The organism is Bacillus sp. ISL-46 (assembly GCF_018613205.1).
Genome location: NZ_JAGGQR010000004.1, coordinates 1 through 24,923 on the forward strand (window position 1 = coordinate 1; position 24,923 = coordinate 24,923).

Below are 24,923 nucleotides of genomic sequence, written 5' to 3' on the forward strand. Positions count from 1 at the left end.
AAGGCTTCTTTTTCTTCGAGTTCGGTCGATTAGAGACTTTATTGGCGACACTTTGATGCTTTTTTAGCCCCTTTTTGTCTCCAATAATCTCTATAACGGGGACTGCCCCCCTCGATATTACTTCAATAAATCGCCAACAAATTTAGGCAGTACGAATGCTGCTTTGTGAAGTTCTTTTGTGTAGTATTTTGTTTCGATTTCGTGGAAGCGGTCTTCGCTTACTTCTAATGGATCGTATTTCTTTGATCCGATCGTGAAGGCCCATAAGCCGCTTGGGTATGTTGGGATATTTGCAACATATAGACGTGTAATTGGGAAGATTTCACGAACATCGCGCTGTACGTTGCGAATTAAATCCGCTTTAAACCACGGATTATCAGACTGAGCCACAAAGATTCCGTCTTCTTTCAACGCCTTCGAAATTCCTGCATAGAATCCTTTTGTAAATAGGTTAACCGCTGGTCCGACTGGTTCGGTTGAGTCAACCATAATAACGTCATACTCATTTTCGCTGTTGGCAATGTGCATGAATCCGTCGTCGACTTGGACATCCACGCGCGGGTCATCAAGCATCCCGGCAATCTCCGGAAGGAATTTCTTTGAGTACTCAATTACTTTGCCATCAATATCAACAAGCGTTGCTTTCTTCACGCTTGGGTGCTTTAACACTTCACGAATCACACCGCCATCACCGCCGCCGACAACAAGAACGTTCTCAGGGTTCGGGTGTGTAAATAAAGGAACGTGTGCCACCATTTCATGGTAAACAAACTCATCGCGGACAGAAGTCATCACCATGTCGTCTAATAACAGCATGTTGCCCCACTCTTCTGTTTCAATCATATCGAGCTTTTGAAATTCCGTTTGTTCTGTATGTAAGGTTTTATTTACTTTCATAATGATTCCAAAGTTTTCGGTTTGCTTTTCTGTAAACCAAATTGACATGTTCATCTTCCTTTCACTTCATTCTATTTAAACCTCTAGTTAATTACAAAGTAATCACTTCAATTTTATAGTACCCAAACTATTGAATTACAATCACACCAAAAAGTCTAGCAAAATTTAAATAAATCCTACATTAAATGTTTAAAATGACTCTATTTTTTCAATACTATTACTATCTATTTTTTTAAAATCTGGAAATATGGTGGTGAGATATAGTGGAAATCATGACTGATCAAGGGTTTCGGAAGACGATTAAATATTTGCGGGCAGCTATTATCATCAGTTTGATAGGCATGATTTGTATGCTAATTCTCTTCCTTGGGATTCTGGCCTATGCAAAAATCCTCGGTGCACCGCCGCTCGCCGTGCCGCAATCGACACTTTTCTTCGCGGATGACGGGACATTGATTGGTGAAAGTAATAGTGGCCAAAAACGGTATTGGGCCCGGTTAGAGGATATTTCACCGGATATTGTCGCGGCAACGATCTCGATTGAGGATAAAAATTTTTACGAGCACCATGGCTTCGATTTTAAGCGTATTGGGGGTGCTGTCCTAGCCGATATTCAAGCCTTCGCAAAGGTACAGGGGGCAAGCACAATTACCCAGCAATATGCCCGAAATCTATTTCTCGAACACGATAAAACGTGGACACGGAAGCTGCACGAGGCTTTTTATACGATCCGCATTGAGATGAATTATTCAAAAAAGGAAATTCTCGAAGGCTATTTAAATACGATTTATTATGGCAACGGTGCCTATGGTGTACAGGCGGCCAGCCAATATTATTTTGGAAAAGATGCAGCTGACTTAAACCTCGCGGAAGCGAGCATGCTCGCTGGAATTCCAAAGGGGCCGGGAATCTACTCTCCGCTTGCCTCGATGGAACATGCGAAAAAGCGCCAGACGATTATTTTGAAAAGCATGGTGACGAATCATTACATCAAGAAAAAGGAAGCAATAGATGCTGCCATGCAGCCGCTGACAATTGTCGGCGCTCATAACACACAAAAAGTGAAGGTAGCTCCTTATTTTCAGGATGCTGTCAGAAATGCCTTAAAAAATCAATTACATTTAGATGACCGCACGATTGCCCTTGGCGGATTAAAAGTCTATACCACGCTTAATCGCAAACAGCAGGAGGCAGCTGAAAATCAGGTTCATAAAAATGTCGCGAATCTCTCGGAAATTCAAGTGGGACTCGTGGCAATGGATCCAAAAAACGGTTATGTGAAAGCGATGGTCGGCGGCAGGGATTATGAAAAGAGCCCATTTAACCGCGCTGTTCAGGCGATCAGGCAGCCAGGCTCCACGATCAAGCCGCTGCTTTATTACGCAGCCCTTGAGCAGGGGTTCACTCCATCCTCGACGATGCGCAGTGAGTTTACGACCTTCCATTTTGACGATGGCCAGGCTGATTATACCCCGCATAACTTTAACAATAAGTATGCCGACGGAGAAATCACCCTCGCCCAAGCGCTCGCTGTTTCTGATAATATTTTTGCCGTCAAAACGCATTTATTTTTAGGAGAAGAGACCTTAATTGAAACGGCTAGGAAATTTGGCCTTTCATCAAAAATGGCTCGTGTTCCCTCACTCGCATTGGGGACTTCAGGAGTACGGGTTATTGAAATGGCGAATGCCTATAGTCTATTGGCAAACGGTGGGAAAAAGGTGAATCCAACCTTAATTACCAGAGTGGAAGACTACAATGGCAATGTCATTTTTGAAAAAGAAAATGAGACGGAAAAGGTCTTGGACCCAGCAAAGGCCTTTGTAATGACGCAGATGTTGACGGGGATTTTTGATCCGAAGTTAAATGGCTATGCCAAGGTAACCGGCAGCACGGTCATTAAGGATATTTCGCGCCCCTATGCAGGTAAATCAGGCTCAACGGAAACGGATAGCTGGATGATCGGCTACTCGCCGCAGCTGGTTACCGCCGTTTGGGCCGGCTACGATATGGGAAAACCGATTGAGCTGGTCGCAGAAAAAACATACGCCAAGAATATCTGGGCAAATTTTATGGAAGAAGCCTTAAAAGGGAAGCCCGTGAAGGCGTTTAAAGCGCCGAAAGAAGGTGTCAAAGGGGTGTATGTCAATCCAGAAAATGGCAAACTGGCGACAAATGATTGTCCAGTGCGCCGCTTTACCTATTTTGTCGCTGGAACGGAGCCAACCGAATACTGCACGGAGCATCTCAACCATCATGAATCCGCGCCTGCAAATCATAAGGACTCTAACAAGAAAGTGCCATGGTATAAAAAAATCATGCCATGGAGTTAAACAAATCTAAATATAGAAAAGCTCCGGAAAATTTTTCCGGAGCTTTTCTTGTCCTAGTTTTAAAGCGTTTTTACACTGCTTATAATACTATACCTTTTGAAAAAACTACAAGCATTTATTTTTTATTCGGCCAATAAACCACGTTTTAGCTCATCCGTCGAGTTGTTCCACAAGACCTCATTGTGACTGCGTAAGAAATCGGCTAACACCTTTTTCGAATTCGCATCCATGTCGTCCACAATGATATGGCGTTTCAAAGACTTATCCATGCGGTTCACGTGTTCAGGCAAGGATTTGTAGCCGCGCCGAATCTCCCGGTCAACCGTCATAAAGCAGGCCGTCACACCGGCGTAGTACGGACCTTCTTGCTTGCGGTCAATCGTTACCCACACAAGCCAATACGGTTTCCCGTTCGGAACCTCTTCTTGCGTTTTCAAAAATTTAATTCCCTTTTCCACGACGCTGCGGGCATGCATCGCACCGACATCAATCTCAGCTTCACCTGCATCGACATCAATTATGACCGGCGACACATTATCAAGGCTCAAAGCACCTTTTCCATAGCCTTTATGGCCATCCGTCGGGTCACTTTTTATAATATTAAAACCAAGCTTCTTCTTTTTTTCATCCATTAAAACGCAAGCCTCCTAAAAAAACAACATACTAAAGAAATTACTTAACCCATCCCACACCCAAGGGATGACCACCCCAAAAATAGGCTCAATTGTAAATTTATCAAGGGGTGTAAAAACTAAAATTAAGAAGATCAACGCACCGTACTGTTCATACTGGGTCATTTTTGCCCGAACATGGGTGGGGGCTAAATCCTCAACAATCCGGTAACCATCGAGCGGTGGAAAGGGTAACAGGTTAAAAATAAATAGAACAATATTAAGCCGGATAAATATTTCGAGGAAATCATAGAAACTATCTGGTGCGATGACCCCGGATCGGTTTAATCCAAACGCAACAATGAAGCCTAACGAAGCTAAAATAAGATTGCTGAGCGGCCCTGCAATGGAAACGAGAATTCCTGCCAGGCGAGGCTTTTTAAAGAAAAAGCGATTAACCGGAACCGGACGAGCCCAGCCAAAGCCGGCAATGAAAATTAAAATCGTTCCAATCGGATCCAGGTGCTTGAGTGGATTCAGCGTCAAGCGTCCTTGGTTTTTTGCCGTCATGTCCCCGAATTTATAGGCAACAAACGCGTGAGCAAATTCGTGAAACGTAAAGGCAATCATCAGGGTTATTGCCAAATAGGGAATCATGCTAAGTGGATAGGCAAGAAAATTTTCCAACGCGTATCTCCTTCCATCTCTAACGGATGGCACACTTTGTATGGTGCACAAACTCCGTTTTTCTATCTAAACTATATTCCTTTTAGTATACATGAAACCGTTTATAAAAAGAAAATCAAAAGCGTCATCTATTATTGCACTTTTCGTCGAATTATGGAAAACTAAAATAGAAAAGCGAAAGCGTTATATAGGAGGAAAAAAACATGCCATATGTTACCGTAAAAATGCTTGAAGGACGTACCGATGAACAGAAGCGTGAACTTGTTTCAAGAGTAACCGAAGCAGTCAGCGAAACAACAGGAGCACCCAAAGAAGCCATCCACGTAATGATCGATGAAATGAGCAAAAGCAATCTTGGAATTGCCGGCGTCAGAAAAAGCGACCAATAAAGATAGCGGTGTCAGGCACCATGTGAAAATCTCACATGGTGCCTGACACCTTTTTGGTTCGGACCGGTTCCGATGGACAAAACCTCAAAAGTGAACAGGTGAAATGTCCTTCGAAAGGTTCTTCCGAAGGACTCAAAAAAACACCCCCCGGACCCCCGTGCACGCAGCTGTCCAAGCGGTGTTTAACATAACTTATTGAATTTTACCTTTTAAGGATTCGATATATTGATAGGCCTCATCGATTTCCGCTTCCGTATAGCGCTGACTTGCTTTTAATGTAAACACCTTGTTCGATACTTCTTCTTTTGAAAGATTATCAAAATATAAAATCGTGGAAACTAACTCCAAGAATCTAGCATTCTGCTCATTCATATCCACCAGGAAATCCTGCAAAAACGGCATCTCAACCTCATTCACACTTAAAAATTCTTTTCCCGGCTCCGTCAATGTATAGCGATACTGAAAATAACCGCCCTTTTTCTCCTTCACCTCATTGAGAAATCCCATATTACATAGCTCTTCGACCCGTAACGTCAATTCCTCTGAGTAGGGGCCATAAAAATGAAACTGGAACCGCTCATGAAAAGGGAATGCCACCTTTTTGGCAATATATATCATCTTTTGCAGCTTTTTTCGTCCGATAATTTCACCGGAAACCATAACCGCCTGCATCAGCTTCGCGTGATCATTTAACAACGTTCGTCATCTCCTACTCCATCTCAACAGATCAATATTGGGTGTCAGGCACCAATCGTTCTATAGCTCTAAAAGGGCACGGATTTGCTTTTTGACATTCTTTTTGGACGAGTCATCCTCTAGGAAATCAGCCGGGTAATAGAGCTTGTGATCCGTTCTTCTTTTCCCCGAGATCGCATCAACGATCTCTGACTCTCTAGAAAGCTCCTTCAATTCCCCATTATGCATCAACAAATGAATCGGCAGCCGTTCCTCTTCCTCTCCAGGACGGTAGAAATCATACGGCAAATCCGACGAGGAATCGACAACTAAATAGTATTCAGGATCAATCCCTGCCTTTTTGAATAAGGAACCTAATTCGGCGAGCTTTTTGTATTCTTTCGCAGGATCAAATTCGGCATACTTAAATAGATTGCGATTCACAAACCGCCGGCAGAGGTCACTTATAATCGGGTCAGTTTCCTCTTGCCAAATTTGAAAATAATATAAAATCACGGATTCATCTAATTTTAAATAGTCTTCTAAGGTTACTTTTTCATTGAAGATCGAAGTAAAGTGGATCGGTTCATATTTAAAAGAATAGTTTTCTTCAAATAATTGCTTGGCGCGGTGGAGAATTTTTGTCAAAATAACCTCCGCACTGCGCGAAACCGGATGAAAATAGACCTGCCAATACATCTGGTAGCGGCTCATTATATAATCTTCCACCGCATGCATCCCGCTTTTTTTGATCACCACTTGATCCTCGCGCGGCCTCATCACCCGCAGGATCCGTTCCATATCAAACTGACCATAGCTGACACCCGTAAAATAGGCATCTCGCTGCAAATAATCCATCCGATCGGCATCAATTTGACTGGAAATAAGGCTGACTACTAGCTTTTTCTCTGAAGTTTTCCCAATCACTTCTGCTACTTTTTCAGGAAAATCTTTACCAACCTTCAACAGTACCTTATTCACTTCGGTGTTTCCTAAAATAATCTTCCGGGTGAACTCCTCATGATCGAAATCAAACACTTTTTCAAAGGAATGAGAAAACGGTCCGTGGCCGAGGTCATGGAGCAGGGCCGCGCATAGGGTCAACAGGCGTTCGTCATCGTTCCATTCCGGCCTTCCCGCAAACACATCATCAATGATACGGCGGACAATTTCATAGACACCTAGTGAATGGTTGAAGCGGCTGTGCTCTGCGCCGTGAAAGGTTAAAAAAGTGGTTCCGAGCTGTTTGATGCGCCGCAAGCGCTGAAACTCTTTTGTGCCAATTAAATCCCAGATGGCCAGGTCACGTACATGGACGTAGCGGTGGACGGGGTCTTTAAATACTTTTTCTTCACTTAGCTTTTCCGCCGAATATGCCATAGACTTCCCTCTTCCTCGTATACTAGTTCCTGGCGCGTAGGGCTTCCAGAGCCCTTCGCCTATATATTTCCTATTATATCCCAAAAACCACCCAGTTTTCAGCAAAATTCAACAGGATTTTTCGACATTGATGAGAAAAAAAATCACCTAAGTTTATTTGACAAAGGTGACTATTTTATCTTTTTATTCACTTTTTCCATTAATTCCTCTTCCGTTAATGCGGCAACCGGGCGGTTATTAACGAAGGCAAAGGTCTTTTTCCGGCCTGGTCCGCAATAGGATTGGCAGCCAATTTTCACTTCAGCATCCGGATCCAGTTCTTTCAACCGAGGGATTAATGTCTTCAAATTCACGGCCTGACAATCATCACAAACGCGAAATTCATTGGACATTTGTTACAACCCTTTCTTTTGTCACTCTCTATCTATATTTTATCCAGTATGGATTACTTAAAACAACCGATTAACTCCTATGGTATTTTACATTTTCTTGTTTTCGAATGCAAGTTGCAATCTTTACTAAACTCGCGAAAAAAATCTACTATCCTTGCAACCATTTTGGTATAAAGGCTCATAAACTTGTCCATCCTAAGACTAGAACTTTTAAAAACTCGTCAAGATACATTGGCGGGTTCATCAAAAAAACTATAATAGGGAGTTGAAAATATGAAAGTTCGTCAAGATGCATGGACAGATGAGAATGATTTGCTTTTAGCCGAGACTGTCCTTAGGCATGTAAGAGAAGGAAGTACCCAGCTGAACGCTTTTGAAGAAGTGGGCGATAAACTGAATCGTACTTCTGCCGCGTGTGGGTTCAGATGGAACGCTGTCGTCCGTCACCGCTATGAAAAGGCATTGCAGTTAGCCAAAAAGCAACGGAAACAAAGACAAAGAGTTTTAGGAAAAGATCAGGGCGGCAAGAAGAAGCTGCTGTATAGTCCGCCGCTCACGGGAACACCGGAGTTTGAAACGATGCCAATGGAAGTTGAAATGCCGCTCGAAACTTCGTTTGAACTGCCAGATATGACGGCAGAAATGGCAGAAGAAACTTATGTAAAGCCTGCTGCTTCCGTCCAAACACAAGCGCCAGTTCAAGCACAGGCACCCGTTCAACCATCCGTCCAAACGTACCGGCAGGCAAATACCACAGGGCTTTCGCTTGATTCCGTCATTACTTATTTGCAAAACTTTCATCATGCCAATCTGCAAAATGAAGCATTAAAAAGTGAGAATGAAAGATTGAAAAGAGAGCTGGCTGAGGTAAGGCGTCACAATGAAGAAATGTCAGCAAAAATCGCGGGGCTTGAGCAGAATACCGAAACAATTCAGGAAGATTACGAGACCTTAATGAAGATTATGAACCGCGCCCGCAAGCTTGTTTTATTTGAAGAAGAAGAAAGACCAGCGACTAAATTCAAAATGGACCGTAACGGGAATCTTGAAAAAGTAGCAGAATAAATAGAGAATAGGGAGAAGAGCAAACGCGCAACATCTCTTTGAAAAAAAGCCGCAATTCCACTCGGGTGGGATTTGCGGCTTTTTACATGGCGGCGATTTTTTCATTACGATCAATGACCCTTTGATAATAACCGGGAAATAACGCCAGCTCATAGTCATTCAATGGCCCAGCATATAAAAATTCACTATTTTCCTTTAACTGGTTTAATAGACGGAGCATTACATCGCCGATAGTCAAATCGGTCCCGAGCAATTCCGCAAGTGATGCCATGACAGAAGGGACAATTTCCGGATAGGCAAATTTTGTTTCCTCCTCTTGTTTTGCTAGTTTGTAAAATTGCCTGACCAGCTCGGCCCGTTTTTGGCCGCTGCCATTCACACAAAGATAGATCTGAACGGCAACCCCTTTTTTAAGGCGGCGCTGAGAGATACCGGCAAACTTTTTCCCATCGATACTCAGGTCGTAACTTCCTGGGCAATATGAGCCGATAATTTCCCTGGCCTCAATCTGGTGCGGGAAGTCCGCAAACATGTTTTGAATGAGCTGCCACATCGTCTCATAGCCGCGATTAATATCAATCCCTTTTTCCGCCTCTGGAAAAATTAACGAAACGTTGAGGACGCCTTCATCCAGGACGACAGCGAGGCCGCCGGAATTTCTAACAATTGATTGATAACCTTGCTCCTGTAGAAATTGAATGCCTGCTTGTAAAAATGGCAATTTGGTATCCTGGATGCCGAGGACGATGGTATTGTGGTGGACCCATGTCCGTGCGGTTGCCGGTGCCTGCCCCGATCCGACCGATGCACACAGGGTATCATCCGTTCCAAACGATTGTAATGCTTGAAAATGAATGCCCACAGCTGATTGATCGATGATTCGCCATTGCGGTTGACGTAGTAACCCTTCCATTTGAGTAACTCCTTACTGATTTGATAGACTTATTTTAACAAAAAGAAGGAAAATAAAACAGATTGGACCTCGTTCGGTCACTAAAGCGGCTTTTCATTTACCGTTAGAGCTATTTTTTTCTCCTTTCGGTAAATGTAACCCTTTTTCATTTACCGTTAACGCTCTTTTTCACTCTTTTCGGTAAATGCAGCGCTCTTCTTTTATCAATAAAGTATTTACAATCACTAAAAAAAGCCAGTCCACCACCCGTGGACAAGCCCTTCTCAAACCTCTTATAATCCTTGCGCCGCTGTAATTAACGCCAGTTTGTAGACGTCTTCTTCATTACAACCGCGTGATAGATCGTTTACTGGTGCATTTAAGCCCTGTAAAATCGGTCCGACCGCTTCAAAGCCGCCTAAGCGCTGTGCAATTTTATAGCCGATATTTCCTGCTTCAAGGCTAGGGAAAATGAACACATTCGCATCCCCTTGCAGCGGTGAATTCGGTGCCTTACTTTTTGCAACAGACGGAACAAACGCTGCATCAAACTGAAATTCTCCGTCCAAGACAAGTGATGGGTCACGACGCTTGGCTTCTTCTACTGCCGCTGCCACTCGTTCCGTTTCCGGTGATTTTGCTGAACCCTTCGTCGAAAAACTGAGCATCGCAATGCGCGGTTCGATATCAAACATATTGGCTGTCTTCGAGCTTTCAATCGCAATTTCAGCTAAATCATTGCTGTCTGGTGCAATATTAATTGCACAATCGGCGAACACATACTTTTCATCCTCACGAACCATGATGAACACACCCGACGTTTTCTTGACGCCTTCTTTTGTCTTGATAATCTGTAACGCAGGGCGCACCGTATCCGCTGTGGAGTGGGCCGCACCGCTGACAAGGCCGTGTGCTTTATTTAAATAAACAAGCATCGTGCCGAAATAGTTTCCATCGAGCAAAATTTTCCGGGCATTCTCTTCGGTTACTTTCCCTTTGCGGCGGTCCACAAACGCAGCCACCAACTCGTCCATGCCCGCATAGCTCGCAGGGTCATAAATTTCCGCATCGTCGAGCGATACGCCAACCTCTGCCGCTTTGGCCTGAACCTGTTCGATGTTGCCAATCAAGATCGGTGTCATTAATTTTTCTGAAGCCAAACGACCTGCAGCTCTGACAATCCGTTCGTCTAATCCTTCTGGAAAAACGATTCTCAAATCACGTCCAGAAACTTTTTGCTTTAATCCTTCAAATAAATCACTCACGACTAAAATCCTCCCTTAATAAACCTACCTAATTAGCATACTTAACCTTTTTTAAATTTCAAGGATATCACTCACACCAGCTAAAAGTTTATCTTTTCAAAAAATTACACTCTAGGTTTTAGAATTTACTTTTTCCCATAAAAATATCCATTTGCCTATTTAGAAAGGTTTATTCGCACGCCACTGGGTCAAACTATGATATAGTAATGAATGTAAATAAGAAGAATGATTATTTAGGAGTGATTATAATGAGTGAAGCAGCAGTAACGCTTGATGGCTGGTATTGCCTCCATGATTTCCGTACCGTTGATTGGACAACTTGGAAAATGCTCCCTAGTGATGAGCGCCAGGCAGCCATCCACGAGTTTTTAAGTCTCGTTGAGAAGTGGAATGCTACACAGGAACGTAAAGAAGGCAGCCATGCTTTATATACAATTGTTGGTCAAAAGGCAGATTTTATGATGATGATTCTGCGTCCAACAATGGAAGAACTAAACCAAATTGAAACCGAATTTAATAAAACAAGATTGGCTGAATTCACGATGCCTGCACATTCTTATGTTTCAGTGGTCGAGTTAAGTAACTATTTACCTGCTGGTGAGGATCCATATCAAAACCCGCAAATTTTAGCCCGTCTGTACCCGACGCTGCCTAAGACCAAATATGTCTGCTTCTATCCAATGGATAAGAAACGCGAGGGCAACGATAACTGGTACATGCTGCCGATGGAAGAGCGCAAAAGTTTAATGCGCAGCCACGGAATGATTGGTCGTACATACGCTGGTAAAGTAAAGCAAATTATCACTGGTTCCGTTGGTTTTGATGATTATGAATGGGGCGTTACTTTGTTTGCGGAGGATGTCCTTCAATTTAAAAAGCTTGTCTATGAAATGCGTTTTGATGAAGTAAGTGCTCGATACGGAGAATTCGGCTCGTTCTTTGTTGGTAACCTGCTAGAAGAAGAACGCGTGGCAAATTTCTTACATGTGTAATATATAAAAGTCCTCAGCTTCGGCTGGGGACCTTTTTGCTGTTTCCCCCTCATTAGCTAGTCATATTTCGCCCTGTGTGCTCATACTATTTAAACAGCGAGTCTAAGAAAGAACACCACTAATCTCAAGGGGAAAAAAGTTTATTTTCCCCCGTTGGCACATATTTGGGATTAAGGGAGTATTAATAGGATGTTGGGCCACTTGTTTTATTCACTTTTTAGGAGGGAAAAAGATGAATCAATACTACAATCCACAGGGATATCAGCCTTTTACTGGAGCTGCAGGGCAACAACAGGGAGCTCAAGGGATGCCGGGGGGCGGGCAAAGCTTTTATCCCGCACCTGGTGCACAAGGATTCCCACAATTTCCACCCGCCGGGGCAGGAGCAGGAGCAGGGGCACCATCTGCACCGCCATCGCAAGCACCAGGCATGCTGCCAATTGAGCAGTCGTACATCGAAAATATTTTACGCTTAAATAAAGGGAAATTGGTAACTGTCTTTGCCACATTCGAGGGGAACAATCAATGGAATGCTAAGGAATTTAAAGGGATTATTGAAGCAGCAGGAAGAGACCATGTTATCTTAAGTGACCCACAAACCGGGGCCCGTTACCTGATCCCAATGGTAGCCGTCGATTACGTCCAATTTTCTGAGGAAATTGAGTATGAATACCCTTACGGCAGCGCTCCGCCATTAGCTACTTACCCGCCAAGATAAAAGAATACACGTGAACACCAATTGTCACCCAATTGGTGTTTTACTTTTTCTGGCCTAAAAAAAAGTCATTGGGAGCGTTGCCCAATGACTTCCTTTCCATTACAGATGTTTTACCGCACCGATTACCATGAGGATCCAGGCGGCTAAGAAACATACCCCGCCGATTGGTGTAATCGCCCCTAAGATGCCAATCTTCGTCAAGCTCAATACATACAAACTGCCGCTAAAAAAGATAATACCGGCCAGCATTAACCATCCTGACCAGGTGAATTGCGGACTGGCGGCGGCTACTTTACCAATCAGCAGTCCGATCATTAATATACCTATCGCGTGGAACATTTGATAGGTGACCCCTGTTTTCCAAATATCTAAATAATGTGCATCCAGTTTGTCTTTTAACCCATGGGCACCAAAGGCACCCAAAGCAACCGCTATAAAGGCGTTGATGGCTCCTACTATAATAAATACTTTCATCTATAAATCTCCCCCTTTGTTAAAAATCAAATAACGAATCCCCGTTTGCTTCGTCTTCCATGTCAAGTTTTTTCGGTTGCTGTAATGTTGGTGCTTGTTGAACGATTGGTTGGTTCATTACAGGCTGTTGGTAAGCCTGGAACGAGATGGCAGGTTGAACTGCAGGCATTGGGGCCGCCGGAACCTCGCTTGTCTGTGACGGTTTTTCGTCTAGCAGCAACTCGCATAATATTTTAATAGAGTAAACTTTTTCCCGCAAGCTTTCTTCCTTCGTGCTGGTTTTCGCCAGCTTCAATTCTGCTTCTATTTTCGTTAATAGTTTTTGGACGGATATATTCACTTATCAAGCACCTCAAATTTCAGTCTCGTTTCTATTCTACATGAGTATGACCTTTTTTTCGAAAAATTAGCCCGAGAGATTGACAGACACTTCGACATAATCTCTATTGTTTCACGTGAAACACCTCGAATGTTGACAAAGAAAAACCCGTACCACTAAAGGTACAGGTCATAGCTTATCCTAAGATCCGCTGGTAAATCGATTTGGCATGGGTCAAATCCTTTGTCCCGTGAATAAGGGCACGGCAATCTTGAAAAATAACCATCCGTTCTTCGCCCATTTCAACCGACACCAAATAGGGGTTTCCCTTCACCACATAACCAAGTGTACTAAGTTGTCCAGCAAGGCGCTCCAACGATATCTCCCCTTTGGTCGAAGGGCGGATTTGCACCGTATCACGGCCGCACAGTACCGTAGTTTTCGTCATATTTTCACGATCAAGATATGGATACGTCCGTTCCTCGCCGCACGACAAGCAGCCGGCAAACTTTGCCTTAGACATCTTTAAGCTTGTATATTGATTTCTCCATAAATCAAAGCTGACAAACGAAGTCCGCACCGCATCCCAATCCTCGACTAGCATCTTCAGCGCTTCCGCTGTCTGATGGGCGATTACCATTTGCACGGCAGGAGAAATAATCCCGCCCGTATCGCAGGTCATCCCCTGAAGCGGAACCTGGCGCAACAGACAATTTAAGCACGGCGTTTTTCCTGGGATCATTGAAAACGTCATTCCAAAGCTGCCGACGCAGGCCCCATAGATCCACGGGACCTTGTATTTTTGTGAGACATCATTCATCGCCATCCGGGTTTCGAAATTATCCGTCGCATCGATCATCACATCGACACCAAGGATAAGTTCCTCCAGCAATTCAGGTGTGGCATCACCGATGATCGAAACCACTTCCACATCGGAGTTAATCGCCCGCAAGCGTTTTTCCGCCGCTGCAGCTTTCGGAAGTTTCTCGGCGACATCTTCTTCGGTATAGAGCTGCTGGCGCTGCAGATTGCTGGCCTCAACATAATCTCGGTCAATTATCGTAATCTTGCCAACGCCGGCCCGGGTCAACACCTCAGCACTTCCTGACCCTAAGGCCCCTGCGCCGATGATCAGTATATGCTTGCGGCTAATCTTAGCTTGTCCTTCTTTACCAATCCCAGGAAAGAGGAACTGCCGTGAATACCGTTCGTTCATGATTTTCCCCTTTCTAAAAGAAAACCCGCCAATCAGCGAGCTATTTACGAATTTCCCCTTTTTATTTGCGCATTGAAAGGTTTTATTTGCGGATTGAGGAGCTTTATTTGCGGATTGAAAGGTTTTATTTGCGCATCAAAGGGTTTTATTTGCGCATTCAAAAATCAACCCTCAAATTGATGCTCATCCCCCGCTTACTGGCGGAATAAAGGCAATTTCATCACCATCTCTAATGACTTCATCGTTCGAGGCAAATTCTTCATTGACCGCAGTCATCACGGTGTCCATTTTCGGCAGGTTATATTTAGCCGATAACTCCGCTTTTAATTCTGCCACCGTTTTTCCACTGGCATCGACGGAAAGAAACTCTTCGCCGACTGCGTCACGTAAATGGGCAAAAAATAGTACCTTATTCATTTAAGTCACTCTCCTCAGGCTTGCCGCTTGGGTAGGCGACGGTTTCCAGCTGATTGCCCATCCATGCTTCGCCTTCTTCCCAATGCTCTTTCTTCCAGATCGGGACGATTTCCTTGATCCGTTCAATTGCATAGCGGTTGGCTTCATAGGCATCAGCACGGTGCGGCGTCGAGACGGCAATGACCACCGCTACATCGGTTATATCTAAACGGCCGACCCGGTGGGTGATTGCAACGCATGAACCTTCCCAGCGCTGTTCAATTTCCTGGCCAATCTGCTCGAGCTTCTTCACAGCCATCGCTTCGTACGCTTCATAGATTAAAAACAACGTTTTTTTACCCTTCGTTAATTCCCGAACGGTACCGATAAACGTCGTAATCGCACCAGCTTCGCGCTGGACCACCTTATCAATTACTGCTTGAATATCGATTGGTTCCTTTGATATTTGATACATCATCCTGATTACACCTCTACACCCAAGCACTTAAGCTCTGCATTTTCGACCACTTGGTAACCGCCAATTTTTTCGACTTGTTCTTTAAACGCATTCGATTGGATTATTGCCATTAGCAGCTTGCCGCTTTCGCTCTCATAAAAGCCTCTCGTCATCAGCAAATCATATTCTTCATCAGCAACAGGCACAAAATCTAGGTCCATAGCTTTTGCAGCAGGATAAATCCCGAGACCTGCCCCGTGCGCATCACCGTTCACTTCCGCTGCTACCGCTAAATGAGAAAACATTTCCCGGTCATAACCGGTAATATCTTCTGGTGTCAGGCACCCTTCCTCGAGTAAAAGATCAAAGAGGATTCGGGTTCCCGCTCCTTTTTGACGGTTGACGTAATTCGCGTTCACACGGGCTAAGTCAGCCGCTGATTCAATGCCAAGCGGATTGCCCTTTGGAAGGATCCAGCCTTGCTTTCTTTTTAAAAATGGATACAGAACGACGTCTTGACCGGCTAATAGTTTGTTTATATAGGAGATATTATATTCTTTTGTACTTGGGTCAAGCAAATGAATACCGGCTACATGGGCCTCTCCTTTTCGAATCGCCATGATGCCTGCCATACTGCCGACATGGGAAGAGACAATTTTCATGTCGGTCCGCACCTGTTTTAAGCGTGACGACAACAGGTCAATCGTCAAATCATGGCTGCCGCAAAACACAATCGCCTGTTTGATTTCCTCAAGCGGACGCATAAGTTCTACTTCGGCTAGATCCCCTTGTTCGTAACCAATAATGTTAGCTGGGACGATTAACAGGCCATCTGCCCTGACATACGACATGGCCACTCCTGCCGCTCTTGTCAGCGGATTGGCAACGAACTGTCCATTCACATAGCCGATATTCATTCGTACGAAGTCCTCCGCACCCATGGACGAAACGATGCGGCGCCCTAGCTTGACGGTCACGGTCTGCCTTTTGGGTTCAGGGATTTGCAGGTACTTGCAGATAAGCGGTCTGACAAACCACTCGAGCGCCAAATAAGCCGAGACTGGATAGCCCGGAACTCCGACAACGATCTTCCCATTTATTTTTCCTAAAATGACAGGTTTGCCTGGCCGTGCGGCGACCCCATGGGTAAAGACTTCGCCGATTTCGCCAATAATGTGGACCGTGTAGTCCTTCGAGCCTGCTGATGAACCCGCATTAATGACGATGATATCAGAGGTCTCAGCTGCTTCTAAAAGTACTTCTTTAATTTTTTCCGGTTCGTCCTTCACAATCGGAAGGAGGTTCGGTTCTCCGCCCCAATCCTTAATGAAGCCAGCAAATACAGAGCCATTAAATTCAATGATCTGTCCAGGTGCTAACTCTGCATTGGCTTCAACCAGTTCATTCCCGGTCGGAATAATCGTCACGACAGGCTTTTTTGCAACAGGAATGACGGTTTGCTGTCCTGCTAATAGGACACCTAAATCAGCTGGCCTGATGATATGCCCTTGTGGAAAAAGCATTTCCTCTTGAACCACGTCTTCGCCAATCGGACGAATATGCTGCCAAGGGGTTGCTGGCTCGATAATTTCAATCGTTTCCTCATCAAGACAATCGACATGCTCAATCATAATGACGGCGTTAAACGGTGAAGGGATCGCGTTCCCCGTATCAACATAACAAAATTCTTCGCCCCGTTTCAGACGAAGTGGATTTTGCTCATGGGCTGTATAGGTATTTTCAGCCATGACCGCAATTCCATCCATTGCGCTGGCATGGTAATGCGGCATCGAGACCCGTGCAAAGATGGGTTCAGCTGTCACACGGCCCAACGCGTTAATCGTTGAGATTTCTTCCTTTTCAGGGGTCAGGACATGAGCTGCGAGAATTTCCTCTCTAGCTTGTGCTCGGGGTTTATCTTCTAAATATATTTTTCGTTTAAAGTTTTTATAATTCACTGCTTAGCCCCCCTTATCGTGAGACAAACACAGGTACGTATTCCCCCTGTGAAATTCCCTCTTTTTCTGAACTAATCTCAACAATTCCATCGCTTTTGACCAAGGTTGTAATTAAACCGGACTTGCCAATAATCGGCTCAGCCCACCATTCCCCTTCTTTTTCAAATAAACGGACCCGAATATAATCAGACCGTCCTGGTGAGGAAGGAATATTTTTTGTGATTCTAGCAAAAATACGCTCCGGTTTCCGCCGCGAGTCCTCGCCCTTTAATTTTCGTAAAATTTGCTCGCCAAACAGCTTAAAGATAATCATCGCAGAGGCCGGATGACCTGGCAGTCCTATCACTGGTTTCCCATTAGCCATTGCCAGAATCGTCGGTTTCCCCGGCTTAATCGAAATACCGTGGACAAAAACTCCCGGGTCGCCTAAAGACTGGATGACATCCGTGGTATAATCCTTTGCGCCGACCGAGCTTCCGCCGGAAAGGATTAAACAATCTACCTGATGATAGAGTTCACGGGCCTTTTGTTTAAACTCCTCAAAATCATCACGGACAATGCCTCCATATAAGACATCCACATTCCATTCGCTCGAAGATCCTGAAATCGTCAAATAGTTGATATCGCGAATTTGCCCTTCTACTAGTTTTTTTGTTTGATAGGGAACAATTTCATCACCCGACGAAAGGTAACCGACTTTTACTTTGCGGTAGACCGTTACAGTCGTAACCCCTAAAGAAGCGAGTGCCCCTAGCTCCTGCGGACGAAGTTTCGTGCCTGCCGTAAGAAGCGTTTCGCCTTCTTTAATATCTTCCCCAGCCCGAATCACGTTTTCTCCGGGTGCAATCTGCTTGTATGTATTTAATAGTGTATCGACCTCTTCACAATGCTCAATCATGATAACGCTGTCACTTCCGATCGGAAGCATCCCGCCCGTTGGCACATAGACCGCTTTACCTGGGCCGGCTTGTGCAGTTGGAACCTCACCCATTTTCACTTCCCCTGTAACCGTAAGGAAGCCTGGCATGGATTCGGAAGAACCATACGTATCCTTGGCACGAACAGCATATCCATCCACCGTTGAACGATCAAAACTCGGCACATTTTCCTGTGCAATCACTGGTTCAGCGAGGATATAGTGAAGCGCCTCTTCGAGCACCCGTACTTCGGTTTGCTTGGTTGCCGGTATTTTTTCCTCGATTAAGGCAAATGTTTCTTCCACTGTTTTTACTTTGAAAAATTGCATGGTTCCCTTTTTCCCCCTTATACTTCCTTGTTCTGCCCGTTAAAGCGGGGAAAATCCGCTTCAGCCCACTTTTTGGCGTCTTCATACTCGTTTGGGTGATTCATATTAAAAAAGACTCGTTCTAAGTCAATACTGTTTGAGTGAAGGTCTTTTTCTGTTACATATAAAACGTTTAAGTGATCGAGCAAATGCTTCATCCGGAGACGGTCCGCTTCGATCCTATCTGCAACCTCATCTGCCACCCTCTTTTGGAAGACGGCAAATAAAGGGTGCTGGATTCCATTAATAACGGGGATAACCGCATCATAATCGCCGCATTTTTGAACGAGCACCTCTGCAAGTTCTCCTGAAACAAATGGCATATCACAAGCTACAATAAAATTCGTATCATAATTGGAAGACAGCAAGCCGGCATGAACCCCTGCAAGCGGTCCTTTATCTGGATAATAATCCGAGACCATCTTCAATCCTAAAAATTGATAGTCTTCAGGATGATTGGTTACAAGAATTATATCATTAAAGGACAACTTTAGCGTATCGGCAATTCTCTCAATGCTGGTTTTTTCGTTTATTTTTAAAAGCGCTTTATTGGTGCCCATCCTGCTTGATTTTCCACCTGATAAAATAATAGCCGCTGCCTTCATCATTCGAGCACCCTCTTAATTCAAATCTTTCTTCTCGCCCACCGCATGATAGCCATTTTCCTGTGCAACATAATCCAAGTGGATCGAGTTTAAATCTAGTAAGGCTGCTGATGGTTTTTCAATATATTGTCGTATATCAATAATTTTAATATAGCCATTACATTTTTCGCAAACTTGAATTTGGGAAACAGCATCGCCCATAGAAAACAAATATCCATATGTCCAATCGTCTAAGTTGTAATTTGTTAGTTGAAAAACGGCGATTTCGTAGCCGTTAATAATCAAGGAAATGGGATATTCATCGGGACAACCTTTACGGTTCATTGTTTTCCCTCCTCTTCAGGAAATACTTCATAAAATGGCATTGAGGTACTATTTCTTTTAAATCGATTTACCAAGTCTTGCCCTCCAGTGAATTCTGTTAAATTTATAAAATTGTTCTATAATAAGTAGGAGGTTTTAGATACGAAGGAGGATACATATGACGATCAAAAAAGTAATGACGATTGCGGGCTCTGATACAAGCGGCGGCGCAGGAATTCAAGCAGACTTAAAGACATTTCAGGAGCTTGGCGTCTATGGAATGACGGCGCTGACATCGATTGTGACGATGGATCCGAAAAACAATTGGCACCATAACGTGTTTCCGATTGCGGTTGATACCCTTGAGACTCAATTAGAAACGATTCTTTCTGTTGGAATTGATGCAATGAAAACGGGCATGCTTGGTACGGTTGAAATTATCGAATTAGCGGCGCGAAAAATAGATGAAAATAAACTGGAGCGTGTCGTCATTGATCCGGTTATGGTTTGCAAAGGGGAAGATGAGGTCTTAAATCCAGAAACGACCGATGCGATGCGCGAGTTTCTCTTACCACGCGCGCTAGTGGTTACTCCCAATTTGTTTGAAGCCGGACAGCTTGCAGGAATGAAGACTCCGCGTACTGTTGCGGAAATGAAGGAAGCAGCGGTAAAAATCCACGAGCAAGGGGCAAAATTCGTGTTGATTAAGGGCGGCGGTAAACTCCAATCAGAAGAAAAAGCAATTGACCTGCTTTATGATGGAAAGGACTTTATGCTGTATGAGTCTGAAAAGTTTGCAACTACCTACACGCACGGAGCAGGCTGTACCTACTCATCAGCGATTACTGCTGAATTAGCCAAAGGGAAATCCGTTTATGATGCTGTCGATGTCGCGAAAGAGTTTATTACAGCCGCCATCCAGCAAGGCTTCAAGCTAAACCAATATGTCGGTCCAACCTGGCATGGTGCCTACCGCAGTGGACTTTCAAAAACAGAGTACTGTGAAGATTGTGTTGAATAACCATAGAGAAAAGAGCCGGTCGATTGATCGGCTCTTTCTTTTGATGTCATCTTTTGGTGTCAGGCACCGAGCATTGATTTCGCATTTTTTTCCTGATTCTAGTATGATAGTTACATTATTAACTAAAATAGACATTAGACTTAATCATTCTATTTATGAAGGGAAAGGAGGTTGCACTTTGGAACCTATTGATATGAAAGGCGCACAGGCTGCGATTACGAGCTTTGCCAATAAAGATGTCTACATTCACCTTGAAACGACAAACGGTGCCTATGCATCACATAACGACCAATCATTTTTTTCCGCTGGTGCATTCATCCGCAATGCGCTTGTCCGTTATGAATTAGGAAAAATAACAGGGAATGGCCCGTTTCGGGTTGGTTTGAAGATCAACCTTGGCTGGATTTATGCAGAAGGGATTACACATTACGAAATAGACGAAGACAATCACCTCCTGTTAGCCGGTCATGATAATGCAGGAAAACTGGCGGTTGCCTTGGAGATTTCCAGCACCCCCTTTGAATAATGAGGCAAGGCCCGAAAGGAGAATGATTTATGGAAAAAGAACGTCACCTCTTGGTCGTTTTTCCGCACCCTGATGATGAGGCATTTGGTGTGTCCGGGACGATTGCGACCCATGTACAGAATGGCACTCCTGTCACCTATGCGTGTTTAACCTTAGGAGAAATGGGACGAAACATGGGGAATCCCCCGTTTACCAATCGTGAAAACCTGCCGAAAATTAGGAAAGAGGAATTGAAGGAAGCGGCTCGGGTGTTGGGCATTCAAGACCTGCGCATGCTTGGATTCCGTGATAAAACGATTGAATTCGAAGACGAAGAGAAACTCGCCAACAAAATGTTAGCTTTGATTGAGGAAGTCAACCCTTCCCTTATTATTACCTTTTATCCAGGCTATTCCGTTCATCCTGACCACGATGCCACCGGTGCGGCGGTTGTTCGGGCAGTTGGGAAGATGCCTGCTGCCGTGCGGCCAACCTTACACTGTGTCGCCTTTTCGAATAATTGTGTAGACGAAATTGGGGAACCAGACATCGTCAATGATATTAGCCCCGTCGCAGAAACAAAACTGGCTGCCATCCAAGCTCACCGGTCGCAAACCGAGCAGATGTTTATTGGTATGGAAGAGAAGTTGAAAAATCAAGACCCGCAAATGATGAAGTGGATCAACAACGAACGATTCTGGACGTACAAATTTGATTAGCAAATGAAAAGCCCTTCATAGCGAAGGGCTTTTTTCAATGTTAATATTCCCGGTGCAGCAGTGTACAAAGCGTGCACCAATCCCGGATAATAATCTTCCTAGACTTCATATCAATAATCCCATCTTTTTTTAGCTTGGAAAAAACACGGCTTACGCTTTCTCTCGTCGTGCCAACGACGGTTGCAAACTCTTGAATCGTCAAGGGAATCTCAATATCCCATCTGTTTAGACCATTATTAAATTTATTTCCCAGGCGCTCTAATGTCTTCACTGTCTTCGCATAAACATCGAGCAAGGCAACATCTCGTAATTGTGAGGTCATTTCCCGTAAGGCATCGCTCATATAACTGATCATTTGCATCGACAGCTCTGGGTGATTGAATAAATCCCGTTCTAATTCCAACTTATCCAAAAAGAAGGTCTTTCCATCCTGGAGCATAGTCGCTGTCGCTGGATAAAACGCTGTCCGCTTTGTAAACAAACAGGCCTCTGCAAACACATCCCCTTTTTGCTTCACACAGACAATAATTTCATTGCCATTCTCATCCTGTTTTGTCAGCTTAACAGCACCTGAATGAACAAAATACACCCCCTTGGCCACCTCCGCCTCAGAAATGATCTGTTCCCCTTTTTTCAACTCCAGCGTTTGAATCCTCTTTTCAATAATCGAAAGCGACTTTTGTGATAGATCTTTAAAAATAACAATTTTTCGAAGTAAATCCGTTTGTATTACTTCTTGATAGACTCCTAGATGCGGATCTTTTAAACAATCGACTCGATTCATCCTTCTCACCACCCCTTTATAGAACTCTACTTTTGATAAATACTTACCATCTATTGTAAACAACTCCATCCGCTGATGTAGTGACGAAATTCACAAAATGTTCATTGTTATAAAGCCAATTGAAACAATCGGTTTCACATAACGTTCAAAATCTACTAAAAAGGTGTGAGGTAGGTCACATTTTTCTCCCTCTTGAGCGATTAGGATGAAGGTGTTCATTTTATATAAAAAGGGAGGGAAAAAAGTGAATAAAGCCATTATTAGTTTTGTAGTCTGTGCATTACTTGGCTTTGGACTTGGCTACTTAGTGTTTGGCGTGCTCATGGGGGATTCCGAAAAACAACCTCAGGTGGCACAAACAGAAACTACAGAAACTGCTGCTGCCAAAGAAGAAAGTACGGATGCAAAGGAAGCAAAAACCGTTTCAGCTAATGAGGATAACATCCTTAACAAGAAGGGCTGTCTTGGCTGTCACAGTGTTGAAGCATTAAATATTAAGGGCGGTGCCGTAGGACCCGACCTTTCCCAAGCGTTTGCTAACGTGGAAGGGAAACATGGAAAGCCGATTGAAGAATTCCTGAAGGAGCCTACTTCTGCCGTTATGTCAGGCGTTATTGGCAAAAATCCATTATCAGATGAAGAACGCAAGCAAGTGTTAGAACTACTTAAACAAGCTTCTGAAAAATAATAAGGTGGTGTAATTAGATGAAAAAATGGATTCCGATTGCATCGGGTCTCTTAGCCGGGTTTGTAGCAGCAACGATCTCTTTTGCCGATTTCTCAGCAAAGACGAATACTGAAGCTTCTTCAAGCACTAAGAGCGATGCAGAAAAGGTGTATGTGCCATTCGGTCAAAAGGATGATTATTACCTATTTGCCTCTGGCGGTCACTCCGGCCAAATGTTTATTTATGGGGTTCCGTCGATGCGAAAAATTAGAACGATTCCTGTATTCTCCCAAGATTCCGCAACAGGTTACGGTTTCGATGAGCATTCCAAAAAAATGATGGGCGACTATACATGGGGCGACCTTCACCATCCAGCCTTTTCAGAAACAAAGGGCGACTATGATGGAAAATATATGTTTGCTACTGATGTAGGAAACAGCCGTGCCGCTGTTGTAGACCTTAAAACATTTACGACGAAAGATATCATTCAAGTTCCGAACACTGCCGGCCCACACTGTGCAGCATTCGTGACAGAAAATACAGAGTACATGTTCCTGCCAACACGTTTCGCCGTTCCGCTTGGCCAGAAGTATGAATCTCTAGATGACTTCAGCACACAATACCGCGGTGTTATGTCTGCTGTAACCTTTAATGAAAAGAATCAAAAACTAGGTATTGCTTATCAAGTGGCTCTTCCGCCATGGTCCTATGACCTATCTGATGCTGGTAAAAAAGAATCAGCAGATTGGGCGGTAATGACAACTTATAATACCGAAGAAGCGACTACTAATCTTGAAATTAATGCATCACAAGCTGACCGTGACTATATTGTTCTTTTTAACTGGAAAGAGCTTGCTAAAATGGTCAAGGAAGGCAAGTACGAAAATGTTGGCGGTCAAAAAATGATTTTCCCTGAAAAACAAAAAGGCGGAATTTATTTAATTCCTGTCGCTAAATCACCACATGGTGTCGACGTCACACCAGATGGAAAGCAGTTCATCGCTTCAGGAAAATTAGCACCGACAATGACTGTCTTCTCGTTTGAAAAAGCGTTTAAAGCGGTCGAAAACAAAGACTTCGCTGGTGAACGGAACGGGATTCCAGTTCTTAATTACAAATCAGTAATGGAAAGAGAAGTAAACCCTGAAAATGCTTTAGGACCGCTTCACACTCAATTTGATGACAAAGGCATGGCCTATACAACGATGTTCATTTCTTCTGAAATCGTGAAATGGGATCCAAATACAGGTGAAACATTAGACCGTGTGCCTGTTCAATATTCCCCGGGACACTCTGTTGCCGCAGAGGGTGATACCGTTGCACCAGATGGAAAATGGATTATTGCTTTAAACAAGATTGCTAAAGACAGCTACTTGTCTGTTGGACCTTCCCATCCTGAGTCGATGCAATTGATTGATATCAGCGGTAAGATGAAGGTCATCCAATCTTCACCAGTAGACCCTGAACCGCACTATGCCCAAATGATTAAAGCAGATAAGATTAAAACGATTAATGTATATCCTAAGGATGTCAAGAATAAGGAAGCCGTTTACAAGCAGAGTGATACGAAAATCGTCCGCAATGGCAACAAAGTTGACGTATACGGTATTGCGATGCGTTCGAAATTCATCTTTGATGCAAAAGCAAAACGACCAGACGTCATTGAAGTGAATGAAGGAGATCACGTCACCATCCATCTGACGAATATTGATTTCGATGAGGATATTACACACGGATTTGCCATCAACAGCTATAACTTAAACATGGAAGTTCAGCCTGGACAAACCAACACAATGGAATTTGTCGCGAATAAAGCGGGAACCTACCCACTTTATTGTACAAACTTCTGTTCTGCGCTCCATCAAGAAATGAACGGTTACTTCCTTGTAAAACCTAAGAAATAATATGTTGGAGATGG

Annotated in this window: 28 protein-coding genes; 10 read left to right on the top strand and 18 right to left on the bottom strand. The window is 43.9% G+C overall.

From position 1 onward, the window contains the following. Nucleotides 1-117: 117 nt before the first annotated feature. Entirely contained in the window at nucleotides 118-945 is an 828-nt protein-coding gene (speE, locus tag J7E67_RS01415) for a spermidine synthase (RefSeq protein WP_214730737.1), read from the bottom strand. A 215-nt stretch (nucleotides 946-1,160) separates the two neighbouring features. On the opposite strand from speE, the gene J7E67_RS01420 reads away from it, so the two are divergent. Further along, a complete protein-coding gene (locus J7E67_RS01420; RefSeq protein ID WP_214730738.1) occupies nucleotides 1,161-3,230 on the top strand; it encodes a transglycosylase domain-containing protein in 2,070 nt (689 codons plus the stop codon). A gap of 122 nt (nucleotides 3,231-3,352) precedes the next feature. Here J7E67_RS01420 and J7E67_RS01425 read toward each other — a convergent pair whose 3' ends face one another. Both J7E67_RS01425 and J7E67_RS01430 read right to left on the bottom strand, forming a co-directional pair. Further along, complete coding sequence (locus J7E67_RS01425) at nucleotides 3,353-3,862, bottom strand: YwhD family protein (RefSeq protein WP_214716057.1); 510 nt, start codon at nucleotides 3,860-3,862, stop codon at nucleotides 3,353-3,355. A gap of 15 nt (nucleotides 3,863-3,877) precedes the next feature. After that, the gene (locus tag J7E67_RS01430; RefSeq protein WP_214716059.1) at nucleotides 3,878-4,528 is read right to left on the bottom strand and encodes a site-2 protease family protein; all 651 of its coding nucleotides are present in this window, start codon (nucleotides 4,526-4,528) and stop codon (nucleotides 3,878-3,880) included. A 203-nt stretch (nucleotides 4,529-4,731) separates the two neighbouring features. On the opposite strand from J7E67_RS01430, the gene J7E67_RS01435 reads away from it, so the two are divergent. Next, nucleotides 4,732-4,917 (top strand): 2-hydroxymuconate tautomerase, encoded by a 186-nt coding sequence (locus tag J7E67_RS01435; protein ID WP_088084780.1) that lies wholly within the window; start codon nucleotides 4,732-4,734, stop codon nucleotides 4,915-4,917. 192 nt (nucleotides 4,918-5,109) lie between these two features. Here the strand turns inward: J7E67_RS01435 and J7E67_RS01440 are convergent, their stop codons facing one another. The 3 genes from J7E67_RS01440 to J7E67_RS01450 all read right to left on the bottom strand — a co-directional run bounded on the left by J7E67_RS01440 (nucleotide 5,110) and on the right by J7E67_RS01450 (nucleotide 7,364). Beyond that, nucleotides 5,110-5,613, bottom strand: coding sequence for a YwgA family protein (locus tag J7E67_RS01440; RefSeq protein ID WP_214730740.1), 504 nt, complete (start codon nucleotides 5,611-5,613; stop codon nucleotides 5,110-5,112). Nucleotides 5,614-5,673: 60 nt separating this feature from the next. Next, on the bottom strand, nucleotides 5,674-6,972 hold the full coding sequence (locus tag J7E67_RS01445; protein WP_214730741.1) for an HD domain-containing protein: 1,299 nt from the start codon (nucleotides 6,970-6,972) through the stop codon (nucleotides 5,674-5,676). Nucleotides 6,973-7,142: 170 nt separating this feature from the next. Beyond that, nucleotides 7,143-7,364, bottom strand: coding sequence for a YuzB family protein (locus J7E67_RS01450; protein ID WP_066248771.1), 222 nt, complete (start codon nucleotides 7,362-7,364; stop codon nucleotides 7,143-7,145). 273 nt (nucleotides 7,365-7,637) lie between these two features. Between J7E67_RS01450 and J7E67_RS01455 the strand changes: the two genes are divergently transcribed. Next, the gene (locus J7E67_RS01455) at nucleotides 7,638-8,429 is read left to right on the top strand and encodes an RsfA family transcriptional regulator (RefSeq protein WP_214716068.1); all 792 of its coding nucleotides are present in this window, start codon (nucleotides 7,638-7,640) and stop codon (nucleotides 8,427-8,429) included. Nucleotides 8,430-8,511: 82 nt separating this feature from the next. Here the strand turns inward: J7E67_RS01455 and lipL are convergent, their stop codons facing one another. Both lipL and pta read right to left on the bottom strand, forming a co-directional pair. Further along, the gene (gene lipL, locus J7E67_RS01460; protein ID WP_214730742.1) at nucleotides 8,512-9,342 is read right to left on the bottom strand and encodes an octanoyl-[GcvH]:protein N-octanoyltransferase; all 831 of its coding nucleotides are present in this window, start codon (nucleotides 9,340-9,342) and stop codon (nucleotides 8,512-8,514) included. 272 nt (nucleotides 9,343-9,614) lie between these two features. Then, a complete protein-coding gene (gene pta, locus J7E67_RS01465; RefSeq protein WP_214716070.1) occupies nucleotides 9,615-10,586 on the bottom strand; it encodes a phosphate acetyltransferase in 972 nt (323 codons plus the stop codon). A 248-nt stretch (nucleotides 10,587-10,834) separates the two neighbouring features. Between pta and hemQ the strand changes: the two genes are divergently transcribed. Beyond that, on the top strand, nucleotides 10,835-11,578 hold the full coding sequence (gene hemQ / locus J7E67_RS01470) for a hydrogen peroxide-dependent heme synthase (RefSeq protein ID WP_168241325.1): 744 nt from the start codon (nucleotides 10,835-10,837) through the stop codon (nucleotides 11,576-11,578). A 232-nt stretch (nucleotides 11,579-11,810) separates the two neighbouring features. Next, complete coding sequence (gerQ, locus tag J7E67_RS01475) at nucleotides 11,811-12,296, top strand: spore coat protein GerQ (RefSeq protein WP_251026500.1); 486 nt, start codon at nucleotides 11,811-11,813, stop codon at nucleotides 12,294-12,296. Between the two features lie 99 nt (nucleotides 12,297-12,395). Here gerQ and J7E67_RS01480 read toward each other — a convergent pair whose 3' ends face one another. The 9 genes from J7E67_RS01480 to J7E67_RS30990 form a co-directional block, all read right to left on the bottom strand. After that, nucleotides 12,396-12,770, bottom strand: coding sequence for a DUF423 domain-containing protein (locus tag J7E67_RS01480; protein ID WP_214730743.1), 375 nt, complete (start codon nucleotides 12,768-12,770; stop codon nucleotides 12,396-12,398). A gap of 19 nt (nucleotides 12,771-12,789) precedes the next feature. After that, nucleotides 12,790-13,110 (bottom strand): YwdI family protein, encoded by a 321-nt coding sequence (locus J7E67_RS01485; RefSeq protein ID WP_214730744.1) that lies wholly within the window; start codon nucleotides 13,108-13,110, stop codon nucleotides 12,790-12,792. 175 nt (nucleotides 13,111-13,285) lie between these two features. Further along, nucleotides 13,286-14,305 carry a thiazole biosynthesis adenylyltransferase ThiF gene (locus J7E67_RS01490; protein WP_214730745.1) on the bottom strand — a complete coding sequence of 340 codons (1,020 nt, stop codon included), beginning with the start codon at nucleotides 14,303-14,305 and terminating at the stop codon, nucleotides 13,286-13,288. Between the two features lie 183 nt (nucleotides 14,306-14,488). Continuing rightward, nucleotides 14,489-14,722 (bottom strand): molybdopterin converting factor subunit 1, encoded by a 234-nt coding sequence (gene moaD, locus J7E67_RS01495; RefSeq protein ID WP_214716074.1) that lies wholly within the window; start codon nucleotides 14,720-14,722, stop codon nucleotides 14,489-14,491. Then, nucleotides 14,715-15,179, bottom strand: coding sequence for a molybdenum cofactor biosynthesis protein MoaE (locus J7E67_RS01500; protein ID WP_088084792.1), 465 nt, complete (start codon nucleotides 15,177-15,179; stop codon nucleotides 14,715-14,717). The genes moaD and J7E67_RS01500 overlap by 8 nt, the downstream gene beginning before the upstream one ends. A gap of 5 nt (nucleotides 15,180-15,184) precedes the next feature. Next, a complete protein-coding gene (locus tag J7E67_RS01505; RefSeq protein WP_214716076.1) occupies nucleotides 15,185-17,116 on the bottom strand; it encodes a molybdopterin biosynthesis protein in 1,932 nt (643 codons plus the stop codon). Nucleotides 17,117-17,129: 13 nt separating this feature from the next. Further along, the gene (locus J7E67_RS01510; protein ID WP_214716077.1) at nucleotides 17,130-18,362 is read right to left on the bottom strand and encodes a molybdopterin molybdotransferase MoeA; all 1,233 of its coding nucleotides are present in this window, start codon (nucleotides 18,360-18,362) and stop codon (nucleotides 17,130-17,132) included. A gap of 17 nt (nucleotides 18,363-18,379) precedes the next feature. Next, nucleotides 18,380-19,009 (bottom strand): molybdenum cofactor guanylyltransferase, encoded by a 630-nt coding sequence (gene mobA / locus J7E67_RS01515; RefSeq protein WP_251026501.1) that lies wholly within the window; start codon nucleotides 19,007-19,009, stop codon nucleotides 18,380-18,382. A gap of 12 nt (nucleotides 19,010-19,021) precedes the next feature. Beyond that, complete coding sequence (locus J7E67_RS30990) at nucleotides 19,022-19,330, bottom strand: hypothetical protein (protein WP_251026502.1); 309 nt, start codon at nucleotides 19,328-19,330, stop codon at nucleotides 19,022-19,024. 157 nt (nucleotides 19,331-19,487) lie between these two features. On the opposite strand from J7E67_RS30990, the gene pdxK reads away from it, so the two are divergent. The 3 genes from pdxK (at nucleotide 19,488) to bshB2 (ending at nucleotide 21,554) form a co-directional block, all read left to right on the top strand. Next, the gene (gene pdxK, locus J7E67_RS01525) at nucleotides 19,488-20,330 is read left to right on the top strand and encodes a pyridoxine/pyridoxal/pyridoxamine kinase (RefSeq protein ID WP_214730747.1); all 843 of its coding nucleotides are present in this window, start codon (nucleotides 19,488-19,490) and stop codon (nucleotides 20,328-20,330) included. Between the two features lie 193 nt (nucleotides 20,331-20,523). Continuing rightward, a complete protein-coding gene (locus tag J7E67_RS01530) occupies nucleotides 20,524-20,856 on the top strand; it encodes a YojF family protein (RefSeq protein WP_098932519.1) in 333 nt (110 codons plus the stop codon). Between the two features lie 29 nt (nucleotides 20,857-20,885). Beyond that, nucleotides 20,886-21,554: a bacillithiol biosynthesis deacetylase BshB2 gene (gene bshB2 / locus J7E67_RS01535; protein WP_214716080.1), complete on the top strand. Its 669-nt coding sequence runs from the start codon at nucleotides 20,886-20,888 to the stop codon at nucleotides 21,552-21,554. 40 nt (nucleotides 21,555-21,594) lie between these two features. On the opposite strand, the gene J7E67_RS01540 is transcribed toward bshB2, so the two are convergent. Further along, nucleotides 21,595-22,338 carry a Crp/Fnr family transcriptional regulator gene (locus J7E67_RS01540; RefSeq protein ID WP_214730748.1) on the bottom strand — a complete coding sequence of 248 codons (744 nt, stop codon included), beginning with the start codon at nucleotides 22,336-22,338 and terminating at the stop codon, nucleotides 21,595-21,597. A 244-nt stretch (nucleotides 22,339-22,582) separates the two neighbouring features. Here J7E67_RS01540 and J7E67_RS01545 point away from each other — a divergent pair, with 244 nt between their 5' ends. Continuing rightward, nucleotides 22,583-23,026: a cytochrome c gene (locus J7E67_RS01545; protein ID WP_214730749.1), complete on the top strand. Its 444-nt coding sequence runs from the start codon at nucleotides 22,583-22,585 to the stop codon at nucleotides 23,024-23,026. Nucleotides 23,027-23,043: 17 nt separating this feature from the next. After that, nucleotides 23,044-24,909 (top strand): Sec-dependent nitrous-oxide reductase, encoded by a 1,866-nt coding sequence (nosZ, locus tag J7E67_RS01550; protein WP_214716099.1) that lies wholly within the window; start codon nucleotides 23,044-23,046, stop codon nucleotides 24,907-24,909. The last annotated feature ends 14 nt before the right edge of the window (nucleotides 24,910-24,923 follow it).

Excerpts from the sequence above, each read along its gene's own strand:
- speE (WP_214730737.1), bottom strand. The coding sequence starts at position 945 with ATGTCAATTTGGTTTACAGAAAAGCAAACCGAAAACTTTGGAATCATT.
- J7E67_RS01425 (WP_214716057.1), bottom strand. The coding sequence starts at position 3,862 with ATGGATGAAAAAAAGAAGAAGCTTGGTTTTAATATTATAAAAAGTGAC.
- J7E67_RS01435 (WP_088084780.1), top strand. The coding sequence starts at position 4,732 with ATGCCATATGTTACCGTAAAAATGCTTGAAGGACGTACCGATGAACAG.
- J7E67_RS01445 (WP_214730741.1), bottom strand. The coding sequence starts at position 6,972 with ATGGCATATTCGGCGGAAAAGCTAAGTGAAGAAAAAGTATTTAAAGAC.
- J7E67_RS01450 (WP_066248771.1), bottom strand. The coding sequence starts at position 7,364 with ATGTCCAATGAATTTCGCGTTTGTGATGATTGTCAGGCCGTGAATTTG.
- J7E67_RS01455 (WP_214716068.1), top strand. The coding sequence starts at position 7,638 with ATGAAAGTTCGTCAAGATGCATGGACAGATGAGAATGATTTGCTTTTA.
- lipL (WP_214730742.1), bottom strand. The coding sequence starts at position 9,342 with ATGGAAGGGTTACTACGTCAACCGCAATGGCGAATCATCGATCAATCA.
- hemQ (WP_168241325.1), top strand. The coding sequence starts at position 10,835 with ATGAGTGAAGCAGCAGTAACGCTTGATGGCTGGTATTGCCTCCATGAT.
- gerQ (WP_251026500.1), top strand. The coding sequence starts at position 11,811 with ATGAATCAATACTACAATCCACAGGGATATCAGCCTTTTACTGGAGCT.
- J7E67_RS01480 (WP_214730743.1), bottom strand. The coding sequence starts at position 12,770 with ATGAAAGTATTTATTATAGTAGGAGCCATCAACGCCTTTATAGCGGTT.
- J7E67_RS01490 (WP_214730745.1), bottom strand. The coding sequence starts at position 14,305 with ATGAACGAACGGTATTCACGGCAGTTCCTCTTTCCTGGGATTGGTAAA.
- moaD (WP_214716074.1), bottom strand. The coding sequence starts at position 14,722 with ATGAATAAGGTACTATTTTTTGCCCATTTACGTGACGCAGTCGGCGAA.
- J7E67_RS01500 (WP_088084792.1), bottom strand. The coding sequence starts at position 15,179 with ATGATGTATCAAATATCAAAGGAACCAATCGATATTCAAGCAGTAATT.
- J7E67_RS01510 (WP_214716077.1), bottom strand. The coding sequence starts at position 18,362 with ATGCAATTTTTCAAAGTAAAAACAGTGGAAGAAACATTTGCCTTAATC.
- mobA (WP_251026501.1), bottom strand. The coding sequence starts at position 19,009 with ATGATGAAGGCAGCGGCTATTATTTTATCAGGTGGAAAATCAAGCAGG.
- J7E67_RS30990 (WP_251026502.1), bottom strand. The coding sequence starts at position 19,330 with ATGAACCGTAAAGGTTGTCCCGATGAATATCCCATTTCCTTGATTATT.
- pdxK (WP_214730747.1), top strand. The coding sequence starts at position 19,488 with ATGACGATCAAAAAAGTAATGACGATTGCGGGCTCTGATACAAGCGGC.
- J7E67_RS01530 (WP_098932519.1), top strand. The coding sequence starts at position 20,524 with ATGAAAGGCGCACAGGCTGCGATTACGAGCTTTGCCAATAAAGATGTC.
- bshB2 (WP_214716080.1), top strand. The coding sequence starts at position 20,886 with ATGGAAAAAGAACGTCACCTCTTGGTCGTTTTTCCGCACCCTGATGAT.
- J7E67_RS01540 (WP_214730748.1), bottom strand. The coding sequence starts at position 22,338 with ATGAATCGAGTCGATTGTTTAAAAGATCCGCATCTAGGAGTCTATCAA.
- nosZ (WP_214716099.1), top strand. The coding sequence starts at position 23,044 with ATGAAAAAATGGATTCCGATTGCATCGGGTCTCTTAGCCGGGTTTGTA.